The following is a 22,833-nucleotide window of genomic DNA, read 5'->3' as shown; positions in this document are numbered from 1 at the left end:
GTGATTCACTTCAATTGACCGCTATCACTTAAACGAAGCACAGCGGTACTTCACCATAGTCCAACCAACCAGGCAGAGGTTCAAAAACAACGGCAGAAATATTTCAGGCCGGCGTAAACATTAACGCGGCTACACGGTCATAGGCTGCGTTCGACCGCGGCAGAAAAGAAAGCCTCGGCGAATGACATTCACCTGCCGAACAAGAAAGGGGCACTCATGCGTTTGACCATTGGCATTCTGTTGGCGGTATTGTTCAGCCCACTGGCCCAGGCCGAACTGATCGACGAAATCAACGACCGTGGCGAACTGCGCATTGCCGTGCTGAGCGATTCACCACCTTATGCGTTCAAGGAAGACGAACACCTGACCGGTTTCGAGATCGAGTTGGGCCAGGCCCTGGCCAAGGAGCTGGATGTGCGGGCCGAGTTCGTCGAGACCGCAGCCGAAGAGGTGCTGCCCGGGGTGGAGAGCGGCAAGTTCGACATGGCCTTCAACAAGCAAGACGTCGAACCTAGCGACCAACTCGACACCATTCGGACCCTGGCCAGCCAGAATCTGGTGATTCCGTACCTGAAGGACAATCCAGCCTTCGAGACGGCTCTGAACAATGCCCTGCAACGGATCAAGGACGACGGCCGCCTGGCTGACCTGGAAAGCAAATGGCTCAAGGGTTCCAAGCAGGCGAGCGCCGGACAGTAACACCGCATCGCGGGGCAGCGGGCTTGCCCCGCGATCAGATCTGGCTCAACGCTCGCTGCGCCTCTTCCAGCTCCAGCTCGCTGAACACCTGCACCCCTTCGCGCCGCAACAAGGCCGTGGTCACGCCCTCACCCGCCACCTTCACACCGCTGAAACTGCCGTCATAGGTCTGCAGATTGCCACACGAGGGGCTGCCCGACTTGAGCACCGCCACACGGATGCCATGCCGGCGCACCAGTTCCAGCGCCAGGCGGGCCCCGGCGAGAAAGGCGTCGCTGACATCGTCGCCGGTCACCGTCAGCACCTGTGCCTGCCCGTCCAGCACCGCCCCGCCCTGCCCACCGGGTATCTCAGCGGGCGGTCGCGGTGTCGGCAAGCCACCGGCAACCTCCGGGCACAGTGGCACCACCCTGCCTTCAGCCTGCCAACGCTGCAATACATCGGGATGGCCACTGGCACGCCCGTCATAGCGCACCGGCTGGCCCAGCAGGCAGGCGCTGACCAGTACCTTCGGCAGCTCAGAACGGCTCATTGCCACGGCGCCGGAACCAACCGGTCAACGACAGGCGTTCACGCCCTGCCGGCAGTACCTCATGCGGGACCTCACCCGACAGGAACACCACCAGGCTGCCGGCCAATGGCGCCACGTCGTGCTCGACATCGCCCTTCAGGAACATGCGCAATTGTCCACCGTCCTTCGGCTGCCAACCCTCGTTGAGGTACAGCACGGCCGACACCATGCGCCGGTCATCGTCGCGGAAGCGGTCGAGATGGCGCTTGTAGAAGGCGCCCGGCGGATAGAGGGCAAAGTGGCACTCGAAGTCCTCCAGCCCCAGGAACAATCCCTGGTTGATGGCCTGGCGCAGGCTGTCCATCGCCCCCAGGTAGCGGTCGCAGACCTCCGATTCACCGGGGTCGATCCACTGGATCTGGTCGCCACGGATCGCCTCGCGGATCTCCTGCGCGGCGCCACGGCCGATGCCGGCGGGGTTCAGCTCACCCTCGGCGTAACGACGACGGCATTCGGCCGCCAGCGCGCGCGACAGTTCGTCGGGCAGGAAGAGGGGTTGCTGCGACCAACCACGGGTGGCCAGGTCATCGACGATGGTCGACAGCAGCGGATGTTCGGAAGGTATGTGCATGGCGCATCATAGCCATTCGGCCATCGCTCGCACAGCGCCACTTGGTCAGGAAGCGCCGCTGGCGACTCGACAAAGCCCCGCCACGCCAAGGACAATAGCGGCCTGCCGACAGGAGTCCTGAATGCGCCGTCTGTTTTCCCTGCTTCTGCTGATGATCTGCACCATGCCTGTCTGGGCAGACACCCTCGATCAGCTGTACAAGGTCGCCGGCTGGCCCGACCAGCGCGCCCATTTCAACGATGCCGTGAGCGCCGCCCAGCAGCGCTACCGCAATAGCCTGCCGCCTGCCGTCTACCAGGCGCTGGTCAACAACAGCAACCAACGGTTCCAGGCCCAGGCCATGGACCAACGGGCCCAGGCACAACTGCGCGCCAACCTGCCCAACCCCTCGCCAGCCCTGGCCTTCTTCCAGTCACCGCTGGGGCGCAAGGTCGTGGCCGCCGAACTGCTTGCCACGCGCAAGGATCAACTGGCCAAGCACGCCAAGGGCTTGCCGAAAATCCAGGCCAGCGACAACCGCGTGCTGATCGTCGGCCACCTGGCCCAGGCCCTGCCCGCCCGCGAGGCCGGCGCCGAGGTCAGCCTGGCGATCGCCGGCGTGGCGGCCGACAGCCTGAGCTCGATGTTGCCCGGCCTGTTCGGCGGCGGCCAGGCCCAGAACCTGCTCGATGGCCAGCGCCAGCGGTTGATGAACCAGGTGGGCGAGGACCTGAACAACACGTTGTTGTACGTCTATCGCGACCTGTCGGACGCCGAGCTCGAGCAGTTCGCCACCTTCGCCGAATCGACGGACGGCCAGGCCTACTACAAGGCCGCGGTGGCCGCGATTCGCGCCGCCCTGGCCGTGGGCCAGAACGCCGCCAACCTGAAGTGAGTCAGCCCAGGCGCTGGCCGATGAACTCGAAGTAGCGCTGGCGGATGCCGGGCAGCTCGTTGGCCAGGTGATGCCGCGCCTCGGGCAGCATGAGGATCTGCGGCTCGGCAAACTTGGCCTTGAGCACCTTGAGGTTGTACGGCCAATCCACCGTACCGTCCGCCTCGCCCTGCACGATCAGCGGCCGCCGCGTACTCCTGGGCGCGGCTTCGATGCGCCGGACCCACTTCATCAACGCACCGACCCAGGCGGTCGGCAGACGCCGTGGTTGTAGCGGGTCGGCTTCGAGGAAGGGCAGGAAGGCCGGGTCATTGGTGTTCTCGCTGAAGCGCCGCTCGATGCCGTTGACGAAGTGGCGCAGCACCCGGTAGCTCAGCTTCGACCAGCCCCAGGCACGCGGGCGCACCAGGGGGGCCAACAAGATCACCTCGCCGTCGACAGGGCTGCTTTCACCCTGATGCAACAGGTGGTCGACCACGATCGCCCCACCGGTGCTTTGGCCACAGAGATGCCAGGGCCGTGGCAGGTCGAGCAAGCGGGCCTGTTCGAACAGGGCCTCGAGCACCTGCTGGTAGATGCCGAAATCATCGATGCTGGCCCGCTCGCCACTGGACAGGCCATGCCCCGGCAGGTCGCAGCCGATCACGGCGTAGCCGCGCCCCAGGGCCCATTCGATCACGTGGCGGTACAAGCCCATGTGATCGTAGTAGCCATGCAGCAGGAACAACGTCGCCTGTGGCCGCTCGGGCAGCCAGACCTGGCCGACCAGGTCGAAGCCCGCCACCTGGAAGCCACCCAGCCAACTGTGCGCGGACAGACCCAGGCCGTAGAAGCCCTGGTAGGCCTGGCCCTGGGTGGATAGCAGGTGGCGATCGGCAAGGGGCGACAGGCTGGCGCGCAGCAGGTCGGGGTGGAAACTGGCGGGCATCGGTACATCCAGAGTGAAGCAAGTATTGATCTGCGATATTCAGCTCTGGGCCGCGTCATGGCAAGCTTGCTGCCTTTCTCAACGAAACACGCGACCTCGTGGGAGCGGGCTTGCCCCGCGATAGCGATGCTGGCTTCACCGCAGCCATCGCGGGACAAGCCCGCTCCTGCAGGTACCGCGACCGGGCCCCTATGGCGAAGCGACTTCTGATATTCCTTGCACTGCTGCTCTGCGCTGCCACCGCCTGGTGGGCCTACGACAGCTTCCAGTCCCGTTACCTGCGTCCGTTCGACAACCAGGCCACCTTCTTCGACGGCAGCCAACTGCGCCTCCCAGCCGAACTGGCCGGCCCGGGCCCGATCCGCGTGGTGCATTTCTGGGACCCGGCCTGCCCATGCAATGTCGGCAACCAGCAACACCTGGGCGAACTGGTCGAGCACTTCGCACCGCTCGGGGTCAGCTTCCATGTCGTGCAAAAGCCTGGCAGCCACGGCCAACTGCCGGCCAACCTGGGAACACTCAAGCCCCTGGCCAGCCTGCCCGGCAGCGAGCACCTGCCCGCCAGCCCCGCCGTGGCGATCTGGGACCACGACGGCAACCTCGCCTACTTCGGCCCCTACAGCGAAGGCGCGGTATGCAACTCGAGCAATAGTTTCATCGAGCCGATCCTCAAGGCCTTGGCACAAGGGCGTCGGGTGCAGGCCTCGAATACCCTGGCGGTCGGCTGCTATTGCCCCTGGATCGATTGACGCACCCGCGCCGGATTACCCACCACCACCGCTCCCGCCGGCACATCCCGGGTCACCACGCTGCCGGCGCCGACCACGACGTTATCACCGATGGTCACCCCAGGCAGGATGATCGCCCCGCCGCCAATCCAGACGTTGTCGCCGATGATCACCGGGCGCCCGCTTTCCAGGCCACTGCGGCGCAGCGCCGGGTCCAGCGGGTGGTCGGCGGTGTAGATCTGCACCGCCGGGGCGATCTGGCAGTCGGCGCCGATGCGCACCGGCAGCACGTCGAGGATCACGCAGTTGAAGTTCATGAAGGTGTTGGCGCCCACGCTGATGTTGTAGCCGTAGTCACAGTGGAACGGCGGCCGGATCACCACGCCTTCGCCCACGCTGGCGAAATGCGCCTTCAACAAATCATGACGCGCTTCGTTGGGTTGCTCGACGCTGCCGTTGTAGCGGTGCAACCACTGCCGGTTGGCCGCCTGCTCGGCTTGCAGCTCGGGGCAGCCGGCATGGTAGAGCTGGCCTGCCAGCATTTTCTGTTTTTCGCTCAGGGACATGGAAACTCCTTTCGGGGGGCTATGCTCAGTTCGCGAATCCGCCGATGATCGGACCACATTCTTTCGCTCGAGTGCACAAGGAGTCTCGATGAAGCGCAGCCTGACCTTGCTGGCGGTGGTGATCGCCGTGGCCGCCGCGGGCGGCGGTTACTGGTACGTGCAGGGCAAGCAGCCCCAGCGAGATGGCGAAGCGGCCATCAACGGCTTGCAGGCGCCGGTCAGCGTGCGCTTCGATGCCCGTGGCGTGCCGCACCTGCAGGCGCAGAACGAGCAGGACCTGTACCGCGCCCTCGGCTACGTGCAAGCACAGGACCGTCTGTTCCAGATGGAGATCATGCGCCGCCTGGCGCGCGGCGAGCTGGCCGAGGTGCTGGGCGAGAAGTTGCTGCCCACCGATGCCCTGTTCCGCAGCCTGCGCATTCGCGACCAGGCGGCCTTGATGGTGCAGCGCCAGGACCGCCAGTCACCGGCCTGGCAGGCGCTGCAGGCCTACCTGGACGGCATCAACCAGTGGCAGGCCAGCCACCCCAAGCCGATGGAGTTCGACCTGCTCGGCATCACGCCGCGCCCCTTCACCGCCGAGGACACCCTGAGCATTGCCGGCTACCTCGCCTACAGTTTCGCCGCCGCGTTCCGCACCGACCCGGCGCTGACCTACATTCGCGATCAGCTCGGCCCCGAGTACCTGAAGATCTTCGACCTCGACTGGCAGCCCGACGGCGCCGTGGCCACGCCGCTGGCCGCCGCCGACTGGCGCAGCCTGGAGCAGTTGGCGCGGCTCAGCCACGAGGCCCTGGGCGATGCGGGTATTCCGCAGTTCGAGGGCAGCAACGCCTGGGCCGTGGCCGGCAGCCATACCCGCAGCGGCCGGCCACTGCTGGCGGGTGACCCGCACATCAGCTTCGCGGTGCCGGCGATCTGGTACGAAGCCGAGTTGTCGGCGCCAGGCTTCAACCTGTATGGCTACTTCCAGGCGCTCAACCCGTTCGCCCTGCTCGGCCACAACCGCGACTTCGGCTGGAGCCTGACCATGTTCCAGAACGACGACGTCGACCTGATCGCGGAGCGGACCAATCCGCAGAACCCCGAGCAGGTGATGGTCGATGGCCGCTGGCAGTCGCTGGAAAAGACCGAGCAGCAGATCGCGGTCAAGGATGCGCAGCCGGCCAGCATCACCTTGCGCCGCTCACCCCACGGTCCGATCGTCAATAGCGTGCTCGGCGACACCGCCGGCCCGACGCCCATCGCCATGTGGTGGGCCTTCCTGGAAACCGAGAACCCGATACTCGAGGGCTTCTACCAGATCAACCGCGCCGACACCCTGGACAAGATGCGCGAGGCGGCAAGCAAGATCCAGGCGCCAGGGTTGAACCTCGTATGGGCCAATGCCCGTGGCGACATCGGCTGGTGGGCGGCGGCGCGCCTGCCGATCCGCCCGGATGGCGTCAACCCGGCGTTCATCCTCGACGGGGGCAGCGGCCAGGCCGCCAAGCCGGGGTTCTACCCGTTCAGTGCCAATCCACAGCAGGAGAACCCGGCCAACGGCTATATCGTCTCGGCCAATTACCAACCACCGGGCGCACTGCCCGTGCCCGGCTACTACAACCTGGCCGACCGAGGACGCCAGCTCGATCGCCTGTTACGCGACCCGGACATCAAGTGGGACACCCAGAACAGCCAGGCCTTGCAGCTGGACACCAGCACCGACTATGGCCCGCGTACCCTGGCACCGCTGCTCGGCACCTTGCGCAACGTCGCCCAGGGCGACGAAGAGAAAGAACTGGTCGAGCAGCTGGCGGCCTGGCGCGGCGACTACCCGCTGGACTCCACCAGCGCCACGCTGTTCAACCAGTTCCTCTACGAGCTGGCGTTCGCCGCCCTGCACGACGAGCTGGGCGACACCTGGTTCCCGGTGCTGATCAGTACCCGTGCCATCGACGCCGCGCTGCCTCGCCTGGCTGGCGACCCTCAATCACCGTGGTGGAATCTGCGCGGTAGCAACGAACACACCGATCGCAACGCCATCGTGCGCCTGGCCTGGCAGCGCAGCCTCAAGCACCTGCGCGAGACCTTCGGCAAGGATCCGGCCAGCTGGCAGTGGGGCAAGGCCCATACCCTCACCCATAACCATCCGCTGGGCGTGAAGAAGCCGCTGAACCTGTTGTTCAATGTCGGGCCCTACGCCGCGCCCGGGACCCATGAGGTGCCGAACAACCTGTCGGCGAAAATCGGACCGGCGCCCTGGCCGGTCACCTACGGGCCATCCACCCGCCGCCTGATCGACTTCGCCGACGCCGGCGCCGCGCTGACCATCAACCCGGTCGGACAGAGTGGCGTGCCGTTCGACCGGCACTATGGCGACCAGGCCGAGGACTACATCGAGGGGCGCTATCACAAGGCGCGGATGGGGGTGATTCCGGCGCAAAGCACGCTGCGGCTGATGCCCAGATAGAAACCGGGGCCGCACAGCGGCCCTCTCGCAATCCATGAGGTCACGCAATGCAGAAACACTTCATCGAGATCGACGGAGCACGCATGAGCTATGTCGACCAGGGCCATGGCTTCCCAGTGCTGCTGGGCCACAGCTACCTGTGGTCGTCCGCCATGTGGCAACCGCAGATCGACGCCCTGTCACGGCACTTCCGGGTCATCGTGCCTGAGCTGTGGGGGCACGGCGATTCCACAGCCCCGCCCGCCAGTACCGTCGACATGGCCGCCCTGGCTCGCCAGCACCTGGCGTTGCTCGATGCCCTGGATATCCAGAAGTGCCACCTGGTCGGGCTGTCGGTTGGCGGCATGTGGGGCGCGCAGTTGGCCGTCGACCACCCTGAACGAGTCGACCGCCTGGTGCTGATGGACACCTACCTGGGGGCCGAGCCCGAGGCGACGCGGCTGAAGTATTTCGGTTTGCTGGATGCGGCAAGCAAAGCGGGAGCCTTCATCGACCCGTTGCTGGACGTCGTGGTGCCGATCTTCTTCCATGCCGGTGGCCAGACGGTGCCCGAGGTGCGCGAGTCCTTCCGTGCGGACCTCAAGGCAAGCAGCGCCGAAACCATCCGCGACAGCCTCGACCCGATGGGCCGGGTGATCTTCGGCCGGCCAGACCTGCTGGCGCGACTCGGTGAACTGCCGGGAGAGCGGACCATCGTGCTCTGTGGCGACCAGGACATCCCAAGGCCACCGGCGGAGTCCGCCGAGATGGCGCAGTTGATTGGATGCCTGGCGGCACAGATTCCATTCGCCGGGCATATCTCCAGCCTGGAGAATCCGCAGGTGGTGAATGATTTCCTGTTGAACTGGTTACCGCGCAATTGCTGAGACCGGAGGGGGCCGCTGTGCGGCCCCGTTCAGATAATCAACCCTGCCACTTGCCGCCCTCGACGATCACGCTCTCAGGCTTGGTATCGTCGCTCAGTTCCTTGCGCACGTACTGGTCGTACAGCTTGAGCAAGAACTTCTCCTCGCCGAGCTTGGCCAGTTCGGTGTTCACCCAATCGCGCAACTCGGTATTGCCCTTCTTCACCGCCGGGGCGATCGGTGCTTCATCACCCAGCAGCTGTGGCAGCACGCGGTAGCCCGGGTTCTGCTTGGCCCAGCTGAACAGGATCAGGTTGTCCTGGGCATAGGCATCACCCCGACCGTTGGCCAACGCGGCCAGCGACTCGGTGTTCTTCTCGAACTTGAGCAGTTTCCAGTCCGGGTGGGTCTTGGTCAGCCAGATGTCGGCGGTGGTGCCGGTGGTGACGATGATGGTCTTGTCGGCCAGGTCGTCGAGCTTCTGCACCGGACTGCCGTCGGCGACGATGGCCTGCACCGCCACGCGCAGGTTGGGGTTGGTGAAGTCCACGGCCTCCTTGCGTTCCGGGGTGACGGTCATGTTGGCGAGAATCAGGTCGACCTTGTCGCTCTGCAGGAACGGGATGCGGCTGGCAGGCTCGACGGCGACGAACTCGACCTTGTTCTCGTCGCCCAGCAGGTCCTTGGCGAAGCGCCGGCCGATGTCGGTGTCGAAGCCCACGTAGCGGCCGCTTTCATCGACGAAGCCGAACGGTGGCTTGTCGGTGAACACGCCGACGATCAGTTTGTCGCGGGCCTTGATGGTTTCCAGGTAGCTGCTGGGCGGCGAGGCGGCGGCGGGCTTGGCCGGATCTTCGGATTTGTTGCAGCCGGCCAGCAGGGCCAGGCCCAACAATGGCGCGAGCAGTTTGGCGAACGGGGCAGTCTTCATGACAGTTCCTTGTGCAATGGCTTAGACAGTGTCTTGGGCAGGCTTTCGACGAACGAGAATTTCTCCAGGAACTGCTGCGCGCGTGCGGTCTGCGGTTGAGTGAAGAAGCGCTCAGGGTGGTTCTGTTCAAGGATCCTGCCGGCCTCCATGAACACGATGCGGTCGGCCACCGCGCGGGCGAAGGCCATTTCGTGAGTGACGATGAGCAGGGTCATGCCTTCGCGGGCCAGACCCTGGATCACCTGCAGCACCTCCTTGACCATCTCCGGGTCGAGGGCGGCGGTGACCTCATCGAAGAGCATCACCTGTGGGTTCATGCATAACGAACGGACAATGGCGATGCGTTGCTGCTGACCACCGGAGAGCTGGCGCGGGAACGCGTCACGCTTGTCCAGCAGCCCTACCCGGGCCAGCAAAGCCTCGGCCTGGGCCTGGGCCTCGTGGCGTTCGCGCTTCTGCACCTTCAGCGGCCCCAGCAGCAGGTTGTCGATCACGCTCATGTGGCCGAACAGGTGGTAGCTCTGGAACACCATGCCGACCCGTTGGCGCACCTGGCGCCAGTCGGTGTCGGGGCCGAGCAACTCCTGGCCGTCGAGGCGCAGGCTGCCGCCCTGGGCCTCTTCCAGGCCGTTGAGGCAGCGCAGCAGGGTGCTCTTGCCGCAGCCGCTGGGGCCGAGGATCACCACCACCTCGCCGGCCTGGACCGCGAGGTCGACATCCTTGAGCACCTGGTGCTGGCCGAAGAACTTGTTGAAGCCTTGGAATTCGATCAATGGATTCATGCGTGGGCCCAGCGCCGCTCCAGCACGCGGGAGGCGGCTGACAGCGGATAGCAGACAAGAAAGAAGAACAGGAACAGCGCGCCGTAGATCAGCACCGACTCGTAGGTGCGTTCGATGATCTGCTGCCCCGCCTTGATCACTTCGACCACACCGATCAGCACCGCCAGCGAGTTGGTCTTGATGATCCGCGTGTAGATATTGATGGTCGGCGGGGTCATGCGCTTGAGCGCCTGGGGCAGCAGCACATAGGCATACAGCTGCCAGCCGCCCAGGCCGATAGACAACCCCGCCTCGCGCTGACCGCGTGGCAGCGACTGCAAGGCACCGCGCACCACCTCGCCGACCTCGCTGGCGCCCCACAGGCCCAGCACCAGCACCGCGCACCAAAAGCTGGGGATGCTCAGGCCGAAGAAGATCGGCAAGCCGAAGAACACCAGGTACAGCCAGACCAGCACCGGAATCGCCCGGAACAGCTCCAGGTACACCTGCAGCAGGATATTTAGCCAACGGCTACCGAGTGTCGCCAGCACGCCGTAGAGCACGCCGCCCAAGGTGGCGAACAGGATGCCCAGGGCCGAGATCGCCAGGGTCTGCCCGGCGCCCATGGCCAGTTGCGGCAGCGAAACCAGCAGCAGCTCAATGCCCGAACTGGCCATGTTGCAGCCTCCGTTCCAGGTAGCGCAGCAGCAGCGACAGCGGCAGGAAGATCAGCACGCAGAGCAGGGTCAGCACGGCGAGCATTTCGTAGGTCTTGTAGTACAGGGCGATGTAGTTCTTGGTGGTGTAGAGAATCTCCGGCACCGCCACCGCCGAAACCACGGTGGTTTCCTTGAGCAGGAAGACGAAATTGGCGAACAGTGCCGGCAGGCTGAGGATGCCGGCCTGGGGCAGGATCACATGTCGCAGCAGCTGGCCCTCGGAAAGGCCGATGGAGCGCCCGGACTCCAGTTGCGCCCGCGGCACGGCCTCGACCCCGGCGCGCAGTACCTCGGTGAGGTAGGCACCGCCCATGAACGTCAGGGTGATGATCGCGGCAGCGAAGCCGGATACCTTCACCCCCAGGCTCGGCAAGGCGAAGTAGACGAAGAACAGTTGGATCAGCAACGGAGTGTTGCGGGCCAGCTCCACGTAGCCCTTGACCAGGCGCCACAGGTAGGGCGTTCGCAATACCAGGATCGTCGCGTTGAGCAGCGCCACCAGCAATGAGGTGGCGATTGCGATCGCCCCGACTTGCAAGGTCACGCCAACGGCCTTGAAGAAGGCCGGCAGTGTGCTAAGCATGAAAGCGGTGTCGAAGCTCATGGAAAGGGCCTCGGCACGGGGTCACGAAGGTACGGCATGGGAAGGTCCAGGGTCGGCACGAGGGTTGCTCGGCGTCGTTTCACGAATAGTGGCGCTGTGCCGGTAAGCACGATTCATAGACTCTAAAGGCATAAAAATATTTTTATAAATATCTTTATCGCATATCTATATCACCACCCCGTGACGCTCTGAAATTTCCTTCACCAAACGCGGATCTTTCCGAGAATTTTCCCCTCCAAGGGATTTCAAACTGTGACTTGCACGGCCCATCACATTCAACAAGGAAGACAACGATGAACAGCCCCTGCTTGCCTGCTTCGAACGAACAACTGCTGTGGCTCCTGGCGCTGCGCCGGGCCCTGGCCAGTCAGCGCTGAAGCGCCACTACTGGCTGCCCCCTCTTCAAGCCAGCCCAAACAAAAACGCCGACGCAAAATGCGTCGGCGTTTTTCGTACCAGGTCGCGTATCAGAACGCCGGCAGTACCGCACCGCTGTATTTCTTCTCGATGAATGCCTTCACTTCCGGGCTGGTCAGCGCCTTGGCCAGCTTCTGGATGGCCGCGCTGTCCTTGTTGTCCGGGCGGGCAACCAGGAAGTTCACGTATGGCGAATCGCTGCCTTCGATCACCAGGGCGTCCTTGGCCGGGTTCAGGCCGGCTTCAAGCGCATAGTTGGTGTTGATCATGTCCAGGTCGACCTGATCCAGCACACGCGGGAGCATGGCCGATTCAAGCTCCTTGAACTTGAGCTTCTTCGGGTTCTCGGCGATGTCCTTCGGCGTGGCCAGGGCGTTCTTCGGATCCTTCAGGGTAATCAGCCCAGCCTTCTGCAGCAGCAGCAGGGCACGGCCACTGTTGCTGCCTTCGTTGGGGATGGCCACGGTCGCGCCGTCCTTCAGCTCGGCCAGGCTCTTGACCTTCTTCGAGTAGCCACCAAACGGTTCGACGTGCACGCCGATCACGGTCTCCAGGTGGGTGCCCTTGCCTTCGTTGAAGTTCTTCAGGTACGGCAGGGTCTGAAAGTAGTTGGCGTCCAGGCGCTTCTGGTCGACCTGCACGTTGGGCTGGACGTAGTCGGTGAAGACCTTGATCTCCAGGTCCACGCCTTCCTTGGCCAGGGTCGGCTTGATCAGTTCGAGGATTTCCGCGTGCGGCACAGGCGTGGCGGCGACCACCAGTTTTTCAGCGGCGTTGGCGAGGCCCGCGAACGACAGGGCGGCGGCCAGGGCGGTGGTCAGCAGGGTCTTTTTCATGGTGATCCTTGTTCTATAGCTGGGCCATCGCAGATGGCGAGTCGGGTGCCCATCCGTTCGGGTGGGCGTGAACCGGACAATACCGATTATTTTTATTCCGTAACAATATCTTTTACTTAGCTGCTTATTCCAAAAACAAATCGCCATCATGACCTTTGGTCATGAGCGACACCGCGCGGCTCTAAGGCGCGGTTTCACCCAGTCGCGCCAGGGCTTCGCCCAGCAGCCCACGCAGTTCAGCGAGGGTCTGCGCTTCGCCGCCACGGCGTAGCTGTTCCAGCTGTCGCGCCAGGTTGGCCAGTGGGCGGGTGGCCGGCAGGTCGAGGTGCTCAGGGAGGATTTCATCGCCATCGCTGACCAGCAGGGCGAAGTGAATGACGTTCTCCAGCTCGCGGGTATTGCCCGGCCAGGCATGCGCTTCGAGCGCCTGTTGTGCCGCCTCGCTGATCAGGGGAACCGGCCGATCCAGGCGCACGCTGTAGATCCCCACGAAGTACTCGGCCAACGGCAGGATATCGCCGACCCGATCACGCAGCGCCGGCAACTCCAGCTCGCCTTCGTGCAGGTAATGGTAGAGCCGCTCGTTGAAACGCCCCGCGCGCACTGCCAGCGCCAGGTCGATGCTGGAAGCGGCCACCAGCCGCACATCGACCGCCTGCGGCTGCGTGGCGCCGACCCGGATCACCTCACGATTCTCCAGGGCGGCCAGCAGCTTGCCCTGGATCGCCAGGGGCAGGTCGGCGATCTCGTCCAGATACAAGGTGCCGCCATTGGCCGAGCCGAACCATCCGGCGCGACTGCTGGCAGTACCACCCTGGCTACCCGCGCTATAGCCGAACAGCTCGGCATCGGCATAGGTCGGGCTGATGGCCGCGCAGTTGACCGACACGAACAACCCGCCCCGATCACTGGCGCGATGAATCTGCCGGGCCAGCAGCTCCTTGCCGGTGCCGGTCTCGCCGCGGATCAGCACCGGCAACGGTTGTGGCGCCAGCCGTTCCAGGGCCTGGCGCAGCGCCTGGGAGCGCGGGTCGACGAACACCAGCGCCTTGGCGCGGATGCTCAGCGGGCTCTTGTCCAGCTCGGGGAAGGTCAGCAGCGGCTGACCGAATGGTGTGTGAAATGTCATGGAATACTCCCGCCCCGGCCGCAAGCGGTCGAGGGACTCAGCTCAGTCGATGAAAACCTGTGGATCAGGCGCGGCGCAGGGCGCGCTGGTCGACACGGGCCTGCAGCCGGTAGAGATAGGCAAAGCCTTGCTCCCAGCGCTGGTGCCCGGACTTGACGTTGATATGCCCGGCGTTGGCCAGCAGCCCGGCTTCGGCGCCCCAGGCCTGCGCCAGGTACAACGCGCGCGGCACGCTCACCGCCGGGTCGTTGTCGGAGCTGACCACCTGGCTGGGGAACGGCAGGGCCTGCAGGGGAATCGGCGCAAAATTGCGCAGGGCTGGCGCGCAGTTCGGCCGCTCGACATCCGCCGGTGCCACCAGCAGCGCGCCGCGCACCCTTTGCTGCAAATCAGGGCTGGCCTGGGCGGCCCAATGCGCGACTGTGATGCAGCCGAGGCTGTGGGCGATGAGAATCACCGGCGAGCGCTCGGCGGCAATCTCTTGTTCCAGCGCCTGTACCCAATCGCGTCGTTGTGGCGTGAGCCAGTCGCTCTGCTCGACCCGTGCGCTGTTGGGCAGGCTGCGCTGCCAGTGACTTTGCCAATGGTTGTCTGGCGATCCTTGCCAGCCCGGCACAATCAGGTAACGAATCGACTCATTGCGCATGGGGACGCCTCCGGAAGTTTGCGTGCTTGGGTGCAAGTATAGGGAGGGGGATATATTCGTAAAGGAATAAGAAGCTATTTATTAATAACCAAAAAACTTATATGGAGGAGGCTTGGCTTCGCGCATAAAAAATGTCCGCAGTCAAGCGATTGTTGAAATCAGCCTGATGGCCGGAAGTCTATATGGGGTGCGGGTTTGGCTCTACTTCGGGCCGCCTTGCGGGGCTGTGGCGTTGTGGGCTGGGAGCCACATAGGAGCTTCGCGGTAGAAAGCCCGAGCGTGCTGCATCGGGGGCGGTTGCCTGCAGGCGGTAGCCGCGTTTGGTCTTCATAGCCCAATCGGTCGCCGTCCTCCAGAATGAAGAACGCGCAGCCTTGGGCTGCGCGTTTGAGGGATGGCCGCCAGCGGAAACCGGCATCATCAGCTTGGCTTCGGCGGCGCGGCCTTGCCCGCGCCTCCCTTCCTGAATCCCCGATCTCCGACCATGAAGGCTTCTAGCATGTGCGGAATTAGCACCGTGGCATCGACCGCCTCGCCGTAGGTCTGCGCGTGCAGCGTAGCGTAGCGGTCGAGGTCGGCTTTCAGGCTGGCCGGGCAAGCAAAAGTCAGCTTCGTGGATTCCGTTTTCGGCAGCGGCCCGAGCCGTAGCTTGCGCGTCGTCATCGCGAAGTCCCCCTGTTGAAGAAAAGTGGCTGGTACGGCCGCAGCACCAGATCGCGGTTGACGATGATGCGAACCGGCAAGCCGGGGCGCTCCGTCAAGGTGGGCTGGATGTTGAGGTTGCGCCGGGTCATCTCCTGACCGACCTGATTGATGCTGTCCTGGGCGCTATCGCGGCCGGCGATGATGACGCGATCACCGTCCTGCCGGTTCTCCGGCGCAGCCAGTTCGGCACCGATGCCCAGTAGCGTCGTCAGTGCCGCACCGGCAAAGACGCGATCCCAATGCCAATCCACATCATCTTCCAAGCCGGCGTAGCCGGCCGGATCGGTGCCGGCCAAGTTGTCGAGCTTGAGCGAAGACGTGTCGGGCAGGATGATCCGGTTCCACACCACTTGCACGCGGCTCTGCCCGTAGCTGACCTGGCTGTTGTATTTGCCCAGGATGCGTGACCCCTGCGGGATCAGCAGGAACTTGCCGGTAGCCGTGTCATAGACCGGCTCCGTCACTGTGGCGATCACATCGCCCGGCAAGTCCGACTTGATGCCCGTCACCAGCGCCCCGGCGACCACCGTTCCGGCCATGACCTGATACGGCGACGCCGGCAGCGTCAGGTTGCCGGAATCACGGGCTTCCGTGGTTCCGGCTTTCTGGAATGCCTCTTTCTGGTCTTGCCGGTTCTGCACGGCGGTCGGGTCGGCGGGCTGGGCCGCCGTCGACGCAGGCCCGGCCGCCAGCGGGTCGAAGGCCGCATTGGCGGTGAAGCCCGGCGCAGCGGCTACCTGTGTCTGCGCCACCGGCGCGGCCTTCTGCGAACCAGAGCGGAAGAACACCGCCGATGCCGCTGCTGCTTCGGCTTCCTTGCGCAACGCGTCGTTGGGGTCGTTGCCGGGGGCCGCGTAGGCGGCCGTCACCGGCTGCTGCGACTTCACAATGGCCGGGCCAAGATCGCCTGGCAGCGGCGGCCCCAACTCCGGCACGGATGCCGCCAAGGGGGGCGGCAGCTTCGAGTAGTCCGCCGGCAGCGCGTCCAACCCTTCGGACTTCGAGACGCGATCGACGTTGTAAAGCTCGGTCTGCTCGCCTGCACCGCGCCGCTGCGGTTGCAGCGACCACATCAGCGCGCCGAGCACAGCGACCGAGAGACCGCCGACGAGGATGGCCAGCGTGCGCCGGTTCAGGCGCGTGACCGGGCGCGGTTGGGCGCGCAGCGCAACTGCCTCGGGTGCCACCTTGCCCGCATGCGGCGTGGCGAGGTCGGGAGTGTCGTCCTGGCTCATGGTCAGTTCCTCCGCGCCAAGCCATCCGTGCGTTCGATACGCACCACGTCACCCTTGTCGCCGCCCAGGCGCAGTTCGGCCGCGCCGAACAGCCGATCCACGATGTAGTAAGGCGAGCGAAAACGGTAATTCACCAGTTGTCCGTCGCCCTGCGCGCCGATGACGAACAGCGGTGGCAGCTCGCCTTGGGCGATTCCCGGCGGGAACTGGATATAGACCTTCTCGCCATCGTCGAAGGCGCGCAGCGGCTTCCACGGCGGATTGCTGCCTGAGACGGAATATCGGAAGCGGATCTTCTCCAGCGACAGTCCGGTATCGACCGGTGCGGCGGCGCTAGCCGCCTGCGACTGGCGCTGCAAGGCCAACATCCGGTCTTTTGGGTAGTCCCAGGACACCGACGCCATCCATGCCTTTTCCGTCGAGGTCAGTTCCAGCAGGTATGTTCTGCGACTGGTGGTGATGACCAAATTCGTCTTGAGGCCTGAGCGGATGGGCTTGACCAGCACATTGATGCGCATCGCGTCGCCGCTGCCGCTGGACGTGTCACCGACGATCCAGCGCACGGTATCGCCGGCTGCGACCGTCACTAGTTCCTCGCCCGGCTGCAAGGAAACCACGGTCACGCGTCCCGGCGCGGCATAGACTTGGTAGAGCGCACCATCGGTGAAGGGCCACACCTGAATCGCATTGACGTAGCCCTCGCGCGTGGGCGCGATGCGCGCCTCGGCATTGGCACGGGAAACGCGCACCTTCTCATCGGCCGGCTCCGGCTTAGCCGGGGCCGCGTCCAACTCGTGCAGCGGCTTCAACTGCGCTGGCAGCGCCAGCGGCTCGGGCATGGCGACGACTTCCACTGGAGCAGGCGGCTCCGGCAGCGGCTGTGCCTGCACCGGCTCATCGAGCGAAATGGACGGAGGCGGCTTGCCCTGCGAAGCGCAGCCCGACAGGGCCACCACGGTCAGCGCGAAAGCGTATAAGCGGAAAGACAGGTTCATGGCTTGGCTCCTTCAGAAGAATCCAGTTCGCGGCTCCACGACAGGCCGTTGACGTAGATACCCAGCGGGTTCTTGCGCAGGCGCTGTTCGGTGCGCGGGGTTTGCAGGACGGTGGAAAGCACCGCGTTCCATCGCTCGGTCCCGGCGGGGGCACCGTTGATGAACCGTTGCTCCGTCCAACGGACGTTGAACGAGGCATCGCTGGCGCGTACCACGCTGGTGATCTGCACCGTCACCGACTCGCGGCCAACACGGGCGAAAGGATCGTTCTTGCTGGCGTAGTCGTTGAGCACCGCCGCGCCTTTGTCGGTGGTGTAGTCGTAGGCGTCCAGCCAGTTTTGCCGCACCACGATGGGATCGATAGACAGCGAGCGCACCAGCGTCACGAAGCGCGCCAGGTGGTGCGCGATCTGCGCATCGGCGGGCCGGTACGGCGTGGCGGCTTCGCCGACGGCGCGCACCTGCCCCGACTGATCGACCTCGATGACGTAAGGGGTGACGATGGACTGCGCCGAGCGCCACACCAGGCCACCGGCCATCAGCAGCGCAAGCGTGAGGCAGCCGAAGGCCATAAAACGCCAGTTCTTGGCCTGGACGCGGGCCGAGCCGATGCGCTCGTCCCACACCTGCGCGGCGGATTGGTACGGGGTGGCAGGCTGCGGCGTGTCGGCATAGCGCACCTGCGGGCGTTTGAATCGCATAGGGTTCTCCTTGGTGGTCAGGTATCGGGTCACGCATCGGGGCGCAGGCTTGGGCCTTGCCCTGAGCCGCCGCCGTCGCCACTGCGCAGCGTGTGGGCTGCGGTGGTTGCGGCATGGGTGATCTGCTGGCGGCGGTGCATCCGCTTTGCCCAGGCGGGTTGCTCTTGCTTCGGCGCGCTGGCTGCGCCTTCGCCTGCGGCGGCCTGGCCGGAACCGGCAGCGCCGACATCCGCACCGTTCCATCCTGCCCGGAAGGAGTCGGCCACCTTCTGACCGGCAGCGGAAGCGCCCGATGCAGCTCGGCGGCCTGCCGCTTGCGCGCCGGTCTTGGCGACATTGCCGAGGCCCGCAGCCGCGCCTTTAGCCCCGCCGCCCGCAGCGGCGGAACCGGCCTGGAATGCGGACTTGGCGCTGCTGGCCGCCGACGTGGCGGCGCGTGCGCCGCTCCCGGCCAGCTTTGCGGCGGCCGGGGCCATGCGTGCGCCCGCCATGACGGCACCGCCCACGCCGGTCGCGGCGGCACCGATGGCAACACCCGTGCCTACCGCGCCGACGGCAGCGCCCGCCATCGCACCCGCGCCGAGCTGCGGCGCACCGGACACAAGGCCCGTGGCGATGCCGGGGCCGAAGATGCCCAGCGCCAGCAAGGCAAGCGAAGCCAGCATCACGACAAGCGCATGGTCGATGGAAGGCTCGTCGGGATGAACCTGGAACTCCGCGAACAGGCCCGAGCCGATGCCGACGATTACCGCCAGCACCAAGACCTTGATGCCTGACGAAACCACATTGCCGAGCACCTTTTCCGCGAGGAACGAGGTTTTGTTCCAGAGCGCAAACGGGATCAAGACGAAGCCGGCAAGCGTGGTCAGCTTGAACTCGATCAACGTGATGAAAAGCTGAACCGCGAGCACGAAGAAACAGAGGATCACCACCAGCCAAGCGATGAACAGCACCACGATGGGGTCGAGGTTCACGAACACTTCGGGGAAGCCGGCCATGTCACCGATCTGGTCGAGGATCGGCGCAGCGGCGTCGATGCCGGTCTTGGCAAGCCGACCCGGCTGCAAGAAGTTCTCCATCGTTATGGCCGAGCCAGTGGCGGTGATGCCTAGCCCGGCGAACGAGCGGAACACGATGCTCGACAGCCAATTGAAGTTACCGATGATGTAGGCGAAGGCACCGACGTAAAGCACCTTGCGCAGCAGCTTGGCGATCACGTCCTCGCCCTGGCCGGTCGCATGGCTCATGGCCCAATACAGACCGGCAATGGTCATGTCGATGACAATGAGAGTGGCCGTCAGGAACGCGACTTCGCCTTGCAGCAGACCGAAACCGGAGTCGATGTAGCGCGAGAAGGTATCGAGGAATCTGTCGATGATCGTTACGTCGTTCATGGCGTGTCCTCCGCAGCGGCGAGCGACGCATCACCTTCCGGCGCGTCGTCGGTTGGCGTGTCGAAACTCGCCGGAATCGGCGGCAGTTCTGCCAGCGTCCGGTATTCGTCCGGCCCAGTCTGGCCGGTGAAGAAGCGCCGCCGGAAGGCTTCGGCAGCGGCGCGACAGGTGTCTTCGCCTGCGGTTTGCCGGTCGGCTGCGCATTGGGCGCGCAGCGCCTTGAGCCGCACGGGATCGGCGGCCAAGGTGGCGGTCAGGTCTTCAGCCGGCTGCTGGCCGCATGCGGTCAGCAGCACGGCCAGCAGGACAGGAACGCATCGCATGGCCGCCTCCCGTCAGTTGTTGTAGAAGTTGACGGACTGCGGTGTGTACGGCGTGCCGGTGCCCAGGAAGCGCCGCCGCACTTCGCGGGCGCGCTCGGTGGCCGCTGCCTGCCGCGCCAGCTCCAGCGAGGCCGCCCTGTCTTGTGTGATCTGGAGCTGCTGGGCCTGGATGGACTGCTTGGCCTGCAAGGCGAGAAGCTGGTTCGTTGCCTGCATCGCTTGCAGCGCACCCGTGGCCGATTGGCTTTGGCTCACGAGGTCGGCCAGCGCGCTTTCGTCTTGCGTCAGGTTCTGCGACACCTGCGCCTGCATCCGCATCGCGGTGTGCAGGCCGTCGAGCGTGTTCTTCCAGCGTTCGCGTGCGTCCTGTGCCATGCGGTCGCCGCTGATGGTGGCGGCGTACTGCTCCGGGTACAGGCGCGAGAACGTGGCATCCATGCTCTGCACGTCGTAGGCCAGCCCTTGCGCCTCGGCAATCAGGCGTTCAGTCGTGGCGAGCGTCGAGCGCAGCCGGTTGACGATGTTGAAGTCGAGATTCGCCAGGTTGCGCGCCTGGTTCATCAACATCTGCGCTTCGTTCTGGAGCTGGTTGATCTGGTTGTTGATCTGCTCCAGCGTGCGGATGGCAGTCAGCGTGTTCTGCACCAAGTTGACGGGATCAACGAAAGTGAGCGCCGCCGCTGGCTGAGCGAGCATCAGCGAGCCGGCCAGCGCGGCGGCGAGCGAAACGGAAAGTACACGGGTCTTCATGGCGAAATCTCCAGGGGTTGAGTAGCGAGGAAAGAAGCCGCCGACGGCGAGGACGGCAGCAGGTCGGCGGCCCAATCGAGGCCGCGATGGCGTAGCCACGCACCGGCGAAGCCGGGAGCGCCGGCCTGCGTCAGCACTCGGTCAATGTCGCGTTGGTCTTGCGGTGTGGATGCGCCCGAGAAGGCGAGCGCGGCTGGCCCCAGGTCGAGGTCGAACAGACGATTGCCCAGGCGCGATTGGTAGTAGTAGTCGCGCTTGGGCTGCGCGGTGGCGACGATTTCGATTTGCCGACTGTTGAGGCCAAAGCCCTCGTAGACCGTGCGAATCTGCGGCTCGGTCGCCTGCGGGTTGGGCAAGAAAATCCGGCTCGCGCAGCTTTCGATGATCGCGGGCGCGATGGTCGAATCCTTGATGTCGGCAAGCGACTGCGTGGCGAAGATCACCGACACGTTTTTCTTGCGCAGAGTTTTCAACCATTGCCGGATGCGTGCCGCGAAGGACGGTTCATCAAGGAATAGCCAGGCTTCATCGAGAATCAGCAGCGTGGGAGCACCGTCGAAACGTGCATCGAAGCGGGCGAACAAGTAGCGCAGCACCGCTTGCACGGCGGCGGGGCTGTGCATTAGCTCTTCCATCTCAAAGCCCTGCACGTCGCCGCTGCCGAGCCGGTCGCGGTCGGCATCCAGTAGCTTGCCGTGCGCGCCGCCCAGCACATACGGCGACAATGCCTGCCGCAGCGCGTTCGATTGCAGCAGCACCGAAAGCCCGGTCATCGTGCGCTGCTCCACCGGCGCACCAGCGAGGCTGCCGAGCGCCGACCAAATGGCGGCTTTCTCGTCGGGGCCGACGGTCACGCCTTCATGCAGCAGGCGGCCTTCGATCCACTCGGCGGCCCAGGTGCGATAGCCTTCGCTGTCGATACGGGCCAAGGGCTGAAAGGCAATGGCGCCGTCCGCGCCGAGGTCGTAGTGTTCGCCGCCCAGGCCCAGCACCGTCGCCCGCATGGATCGCCCCATGTCGAAGGCGAAGATGCGCGAGCCGCCATAGCGGCGGAACTGCAAGGCGAGCATCGCCAGCAGGACAGATTTTCCCATGCCCGTCGGCCCCGCGACCAGCGTATGCCCCACGTCGCCGATGTGCGTCACCAGCCGGAACGGCGTCGCGCCATCCGTGCGCGTGACGATCAGCGGCGGGCCGTCGAGATGGGCGTTTTTCTCCGGCCCAGCCCACACGGCGGACACCGGCATCATGTGCGCCAGATTCAGCGTCGAGACGATGGGCTGGCGCACGTTGGCATAGGCATTGCCTGGTATGGACGACAGCCACGCATCGACTGCATTTAAGGTTTCGGGGATGGTGACGAAGCCACGTCCTTGGATGACACGTTCCACCATGCGCAGCTTTTCGTCGGCTACGGCAGGGTCGTCATCGAACACCGTCACCGTGGCGGTGAGGTAGCCGAAGGCGACTTGATCGCTGCCAAGCTCTTGCAAGGCGGCATCCGCGTCGGCCGCCTTGTTGCTGGCATCCGTGTCCACCAGCGGCGATTCCTGCTGGAAGATGGTTTCGCGCAGTAGCGCAATGACATTCTTCCGTTTCGCAAACCACTGGCGACGCAGGCGGCCCAGCTCCTTTTCCGCCTCGGCTTTATCGAGGCAGAGAAACCGGGTACTCCAGCGATAGGCAAAGCCCAGGCGATTGAGGTCGTCCAGCAGGCCCGGCCAGGTCGAGGTCGGAAAGCCCCGCACCGACACCACGCGCAGATGCTGGTCACCCAGCATGGGCGCAAGGCCGCCGACTAGGGCGGAATCGGCCAGCAGTGCGTCGAGGTGGAAAGGCACCTCGGGCACGGCCAGCCGGTAGCGCCGCGTGGACACCGTGGCGTGAAGATAAGTCAGCGTCGCGGCATCGTCCAACCAGACGATTTCTGGCATCACGCCATCGAGCAGGTCGAAAACCCGATCCGTTTCTGCCAGGAAGGCGTCAAGCCGACCGCGCCAGTCCACACCATCGCCCGGCGCGTGCTCGTAGAGCAGCTTGGCTGCACGAGCGCGGGATTCCTCCGGCGGCAGATAGGCTAGCGTCAGGTGATAGCTGCTTTCGTAGTGGTTCCCCGATTCCTCAAAGGCAGCGCGGCGTTCTTCGTCCACCAGCCAGGACAGCGGTTCGGGAAAGTCGGAATGCGGATAGTCCGCGGCCGACTGGCGCTCGGCTTCCACGAACAGCGCCCAGCCCGAACCCAGCCGGCGCAACGCGTTGTTTAGCCGTGCCGTCGTGGCGATCAATTCGCCCTGCGTGGCGCTGTCCAGATCAGGCCCGCGAAAGCGCGCCGTGCGCTGAAACGAGCCATCCTTGTTCAGCACCACGCCCGGCGCGATCAGCCCAGCCCAGGGAAGCCAGTCGGCCAGCAAGGCGGGCCGCTGGCGGTATTCGGCAAGGTTAAGCATGGCGGC

General features: G+C 64.9%; 24 protein-coding genes. 5 read left to right on the top strand and 19 right to left on the bottom strand.

Going from position 1 to position 22,833, the window contains the following annotated elements; genetic code table 11:
- The first annotated feature begins 216 nt into the window (after positions 1-216).
- A complete protein-coding gene (locus C3F42_RS19070) occupies positions 217-699 on the top strand; it encodes a transporter substrate-binding domain-containing protein (protein WP_023632416.1) in 483 nt (160 codons plus the stop codon).
- Between the two features lie 34 nt (positions 700-733).
- Here C3F42_RS19070 and C3F42_RS19065 read toward each other — a convergent pair whose 3' ends face one another.
- Both C3F42_RS19065 and C3F42_RS19060 read right to left on the bottom strand, forming a co-directional pair.
- The gene (locus C3F42_RS19065; protein WP_094010969.1) at positions 734-1,231 is read right to left on the bottom strand and encodes a DUF523 domain-containing protein; all 498 of its coding nucleotides are present in this window, start codon (positions 1,229-1,231) and stop codon (positions 734-736) included.
- Complete coding sequence (locus C3F42_RS19060; RefSeq protein WP_094010968.1) at positions 1,218-1,841, bottom strand: 2OG-Fe(II) oxygenase; 624 nt, start codon at positions 1,839-1,841, stop codon at positions 1,218-1,220. The genes C3F42_RS19065 and C3F42_RS19060 overlap by 14 nt, the downstream gene beginning before the upstream one ends.
- Positions 1,842-1,962: 121 nt before the next feature.
- On the opposite strand from C3F42_RS19060, the gene C3F42_RS19055 reads away from it, so the two are divergent.
- Complete coding sequence (locus C3F42_RS19055) at positions 1,963-2,715, top strand: DUF2059 domain-containing protein (RefSeq protein WP_038707001.1); 753 nt, start codon at positions 1,963-1,965, stop codon at positions 2,713-2,715.
- Position 2,716: 1 nt separating this feature from the next.
- Here C3F42_RS19055 and C3F42_RS19050 read toward each other — a convergent pair whose 3' ends face one another.
- Positions 2,717-3,643, bottom strand: a complete 927-nt coding sequence (locus C3F42_RS19050) for an alpha/beta hydrolase (RefSeq protein ID WP_094010967.1) — start codon at positions 3,641-3,643, stop codon at positions 2,717-2,719.
- A 191-nt stretch (positions 3,644-3,834) separates the two neighbouring features.
- On the opposite strand from C3F42_RS19050, the gene C3F42_RS19045 reads away from it, so the two are divergent.
- Positions 3,835-4,392, top strand: coding sequence for a DUF6436 domain-containing protein (locus C3F42_RS19045; protein WP_094010966.1), 558 nt, complete (start codon positions 3,835-3,837; stop codon positions 4,390-4,392).
- On the opposite strand, the gene C3F42_RS19040 is transcribed toward C3F42_RS19045, so the two are convergent.
- Positions 4,371-4,937, bottom strand: a complete 567-nt coding sequence (locus C3F42_RS19040; RefSeq protein WP_038707003.1) for a sugar O-acetyltransferase — start codon at positions 4,935-4,937, stop codon at positions 4,371-4,373. The two genes, C3F42_RS19045 and C3F42_RS19040, sit on opposite strands and share 22 nt — an antisense overlap.
- An 88-nt stretch (positions 4,938-5,025) precedes the next feature.
- Between C3F42_RS19040 and C3F42_RS19035 the strand changes: the two genes are divergently transcribed.
- The gene (locus C3F42_RS19035) at positions 5,026-7,389 is read left to right on the top strand and encodes a penicillin acylase family protein (RefSeq protein WP_104444755.1); all 2,364 of its coding nucleotides are present in this window, start codon (positions 5,026-5,028) and stop codon (positions 7,387-7,389) included.
- Between the two features lie 47 nt (positions 7,390-7,436).
- Positions 7,437-8,255 (top strand): alpha/beta fold hydrolase, encoded by an 819-nt coding sequence (locus tag C3F42_RS19030; RefSeq protein WP_094010964.1) that lies wholly within the window; start codon positions 7,437-7,439, stop codon positions 8,253-8,255.
- A 37-nt stretch (positions 8,256-8,292) separates the two neighbouring features.
- On the opposite strand, the gene C3F42_RS19025 is transcribed toward C3F42_RS19030, so the two are convergent.
- The 15 genes from C3F42_RS19025 to trbE form a co-directional block, all read right to left on the bottom strand.
- Positions 8,293-9,165: a transporter substrate-binding domain-containing protein gene (locus C3F42_RS19025; protein WP_023631065.1), complete on the bottom strand. Its 873-nt coding sequence runs from the start codon at positions 9,163-9,165 to the stop codon at positions 8,293-8,295.
- Positions 9,162-9,947 carry an amino acid ABC transporter ATP-binding protein gene (locus C3F42_RS19020; protein WP_094010963.1) on the bottom strand — a complete coding sequence of 262 codons (786 nt, stop codon included), beginning with the start codon at positions 9,945-9,947 and terminating at the stop codon, positions 9,162-9,164. Before C3F42_RS19020 ends, C3F42_RS19025 begins: the two co-directional genes overlap by 4 nt.
- Positions 9,944-10,603, bottom strand: a complete 660-nt coding sequence (locus tag C3F42_RS19015) for an amino acid ABC transporter permease (RefSeq protein ID WP_104444754.1) — start codon at positions 10,601-10,603, stop codon at positions 9,944-9,946. Before C3F42_RS19015 ends, C3F42_RS19020 begins: the two co-directional genes overlap by 4 nt.
- The gene (locus C3F42_RS19010; protein ID WP_023630800.1) at positions 10,584-11,249 is read right to left on the bottom strand and encodes an amino acid ABC transporter permease; all 666 of its coding nucleotides are present in this window, start codon (positions 11,247-11,249) and stop codon (positions 10,584-10,586) included. The genes C3F42_RS19015 and C3F42_RS19010 overlap by 20 nt, the downstream gene beginning before the upstream one ends.
- Positions 11,250-11,716: 467 nt before the next feature.
- Positions 11,717-12,502 carry a MetQ/NlpA family ABC transporter substrate-binding protein gene (locus C3F42_RS19005; protein WP_094010961.1) on the bottom strand — a complete coding sequence of 262 codons (786 nt, stop codon included), beginning with the start codon at positions 12,500-12,502 and terminating at the stop codon, positions 11,717-11,719.
- A gap of 181 nt (positions 12,503-12,683) precedes the next feature.
- Positions 12,684-13,631 carry a sigma 54-interacting transcriptional regulator gene (locus tag C3F42_RS19000; protein WP_094010960.1) on the bottom strand — a complete coding sequence of 316 codons (948 nt, stop codon included), beginning with the start codon at positions 13,629-13,631 and terminating at the stop codon, positions 12,684-12,686.
- 64 nt (positions 13,632-13,695) lie between these two features.
- A complete protein-coding gene (locus C3F42_RS18995) occupies positions 13,696-14,277 on the bottom strand; it encodes an alpha/beta hydrolase (RefSeq protein WP_038707007.1) in 582 nt (193 codons plus the stop codon).
- A 420-nt stretch (positions 14,278-14,697) separates the two neighbouring features.
- Positions 14,698-14,940: a DUF2274 domain-containing protein gene (locus tag C3F42_RS18990; RefSeq protein ID WP_004883121.1), complete on the bottom strand. Its 243-nt coding sequence runs from the start codon at positions 14,938-14,940 to the stop codon at positions 14,698-14,700.
- Positions 14,937-16,217, bottom strand: coding sequence for a TrbI/VirB10 family protein (locus tag C3F42_RS18985; protein WP_004883119.1), 1,281 nt, complete (start codon positions 16,215-16,217; stop codon positions 14,937-14,939). The genes C3F42_RS18990 and C3F42_RS18985 overlap by 4 nt, the downstream gene beginning before the upstream one ends.
- 2 nt (positions 16,218-16,219) lie before the next feature.
- On the bottom strand, positions 16,220-17,212 hold the full coding sequence (trbG, locus tag C3F42_RS18980; RefSeq protein ID WP_004883112.1) for a P-type conjugative transfer protein TrbG: 993 nt from the start codon (positions 17,210-17,212) through the stop codon (positions 16,220-16,222).
- Positions 17,209-17,913, bottom strand: a complete 705-nt coding sequence (gene trbF / locus C3F42_RS18975; protein ID WP_004883108.1) for a conjugal transfer protein TrbF — start codon at positions 17,911-17,913, stop codon at positions 17,209-17,211. The genes trbG and trbF overlap by 4 nt, the downstream gene beginning before the upstream one ends.
- A 29-nt stretch (positions 17,914-17,942) precedes the next feature.
- Complete coding sequence (gene trbL / locus C3F42_RS18970) at positions 17,943-19,307, bottom strand: P-type conjugative transfer protein TrbL (protein WP_004883106.1); 1,365 nt, start codon at positions 19,305-19,307, stop codon at positions 17,943-17,945.
- Positions 19,304-19,630 (bottom strand): hypothetical protein, encoded by a 327-nt coding sequence (locus tag C3F42_RS18965; protein ID WP_004883103.1) that lies wholly within the window; start codon positions 19,628-19,630, stop codon positions 19,304-19,306. Before C3F42_RS18965 ends, trbL begins: the two co-directional genes overlap by 4 nt.
- A gap of 12 nt (positions 19,631-19,642) precedes the next feature.
- Positions 19,643-20,380: a P-type conjugative transfer protein TrbJ gene (trbJ, locus tag C3F42_RS18960; RefSeq protein WP_004883101.1), complete on the bottom strand. Its 738-nt coding sequence runs from the start codon at positions 20,378-20,380 to the stop codon at positions 19,643-19,645.
- Positions 20,377-22,827: a conjugal transfer protein TrbE gene (gene trbE / locus C3F42_RS18955; protein ID WP_004883099.1), complete on the bottom strand. Its 2,451-nt coding sequence runs from the start codon at positions 22,825-22,827 to the stop codon at positions 20,377-20,379. Before trbE ends, trbJ begins: the two co-directional genes overlap by 4 nt.
- Positions 22,828-22,833 lie beyond the last annotated feature (6 nt).

This window comes from Pseudomonas sp. PONIH3 (assembly GCF_002934345.1).
Lineage (GTDB): Bacteria > Pseudomonadota > Gammaproteobacteria > Pseudomonadales > Pseudomonadaceae > Aquipseudomonas > Aquipseudomonas soli.
This window is presented reverse-complemented; position numbering and strand designations above follow the sequence as displayed.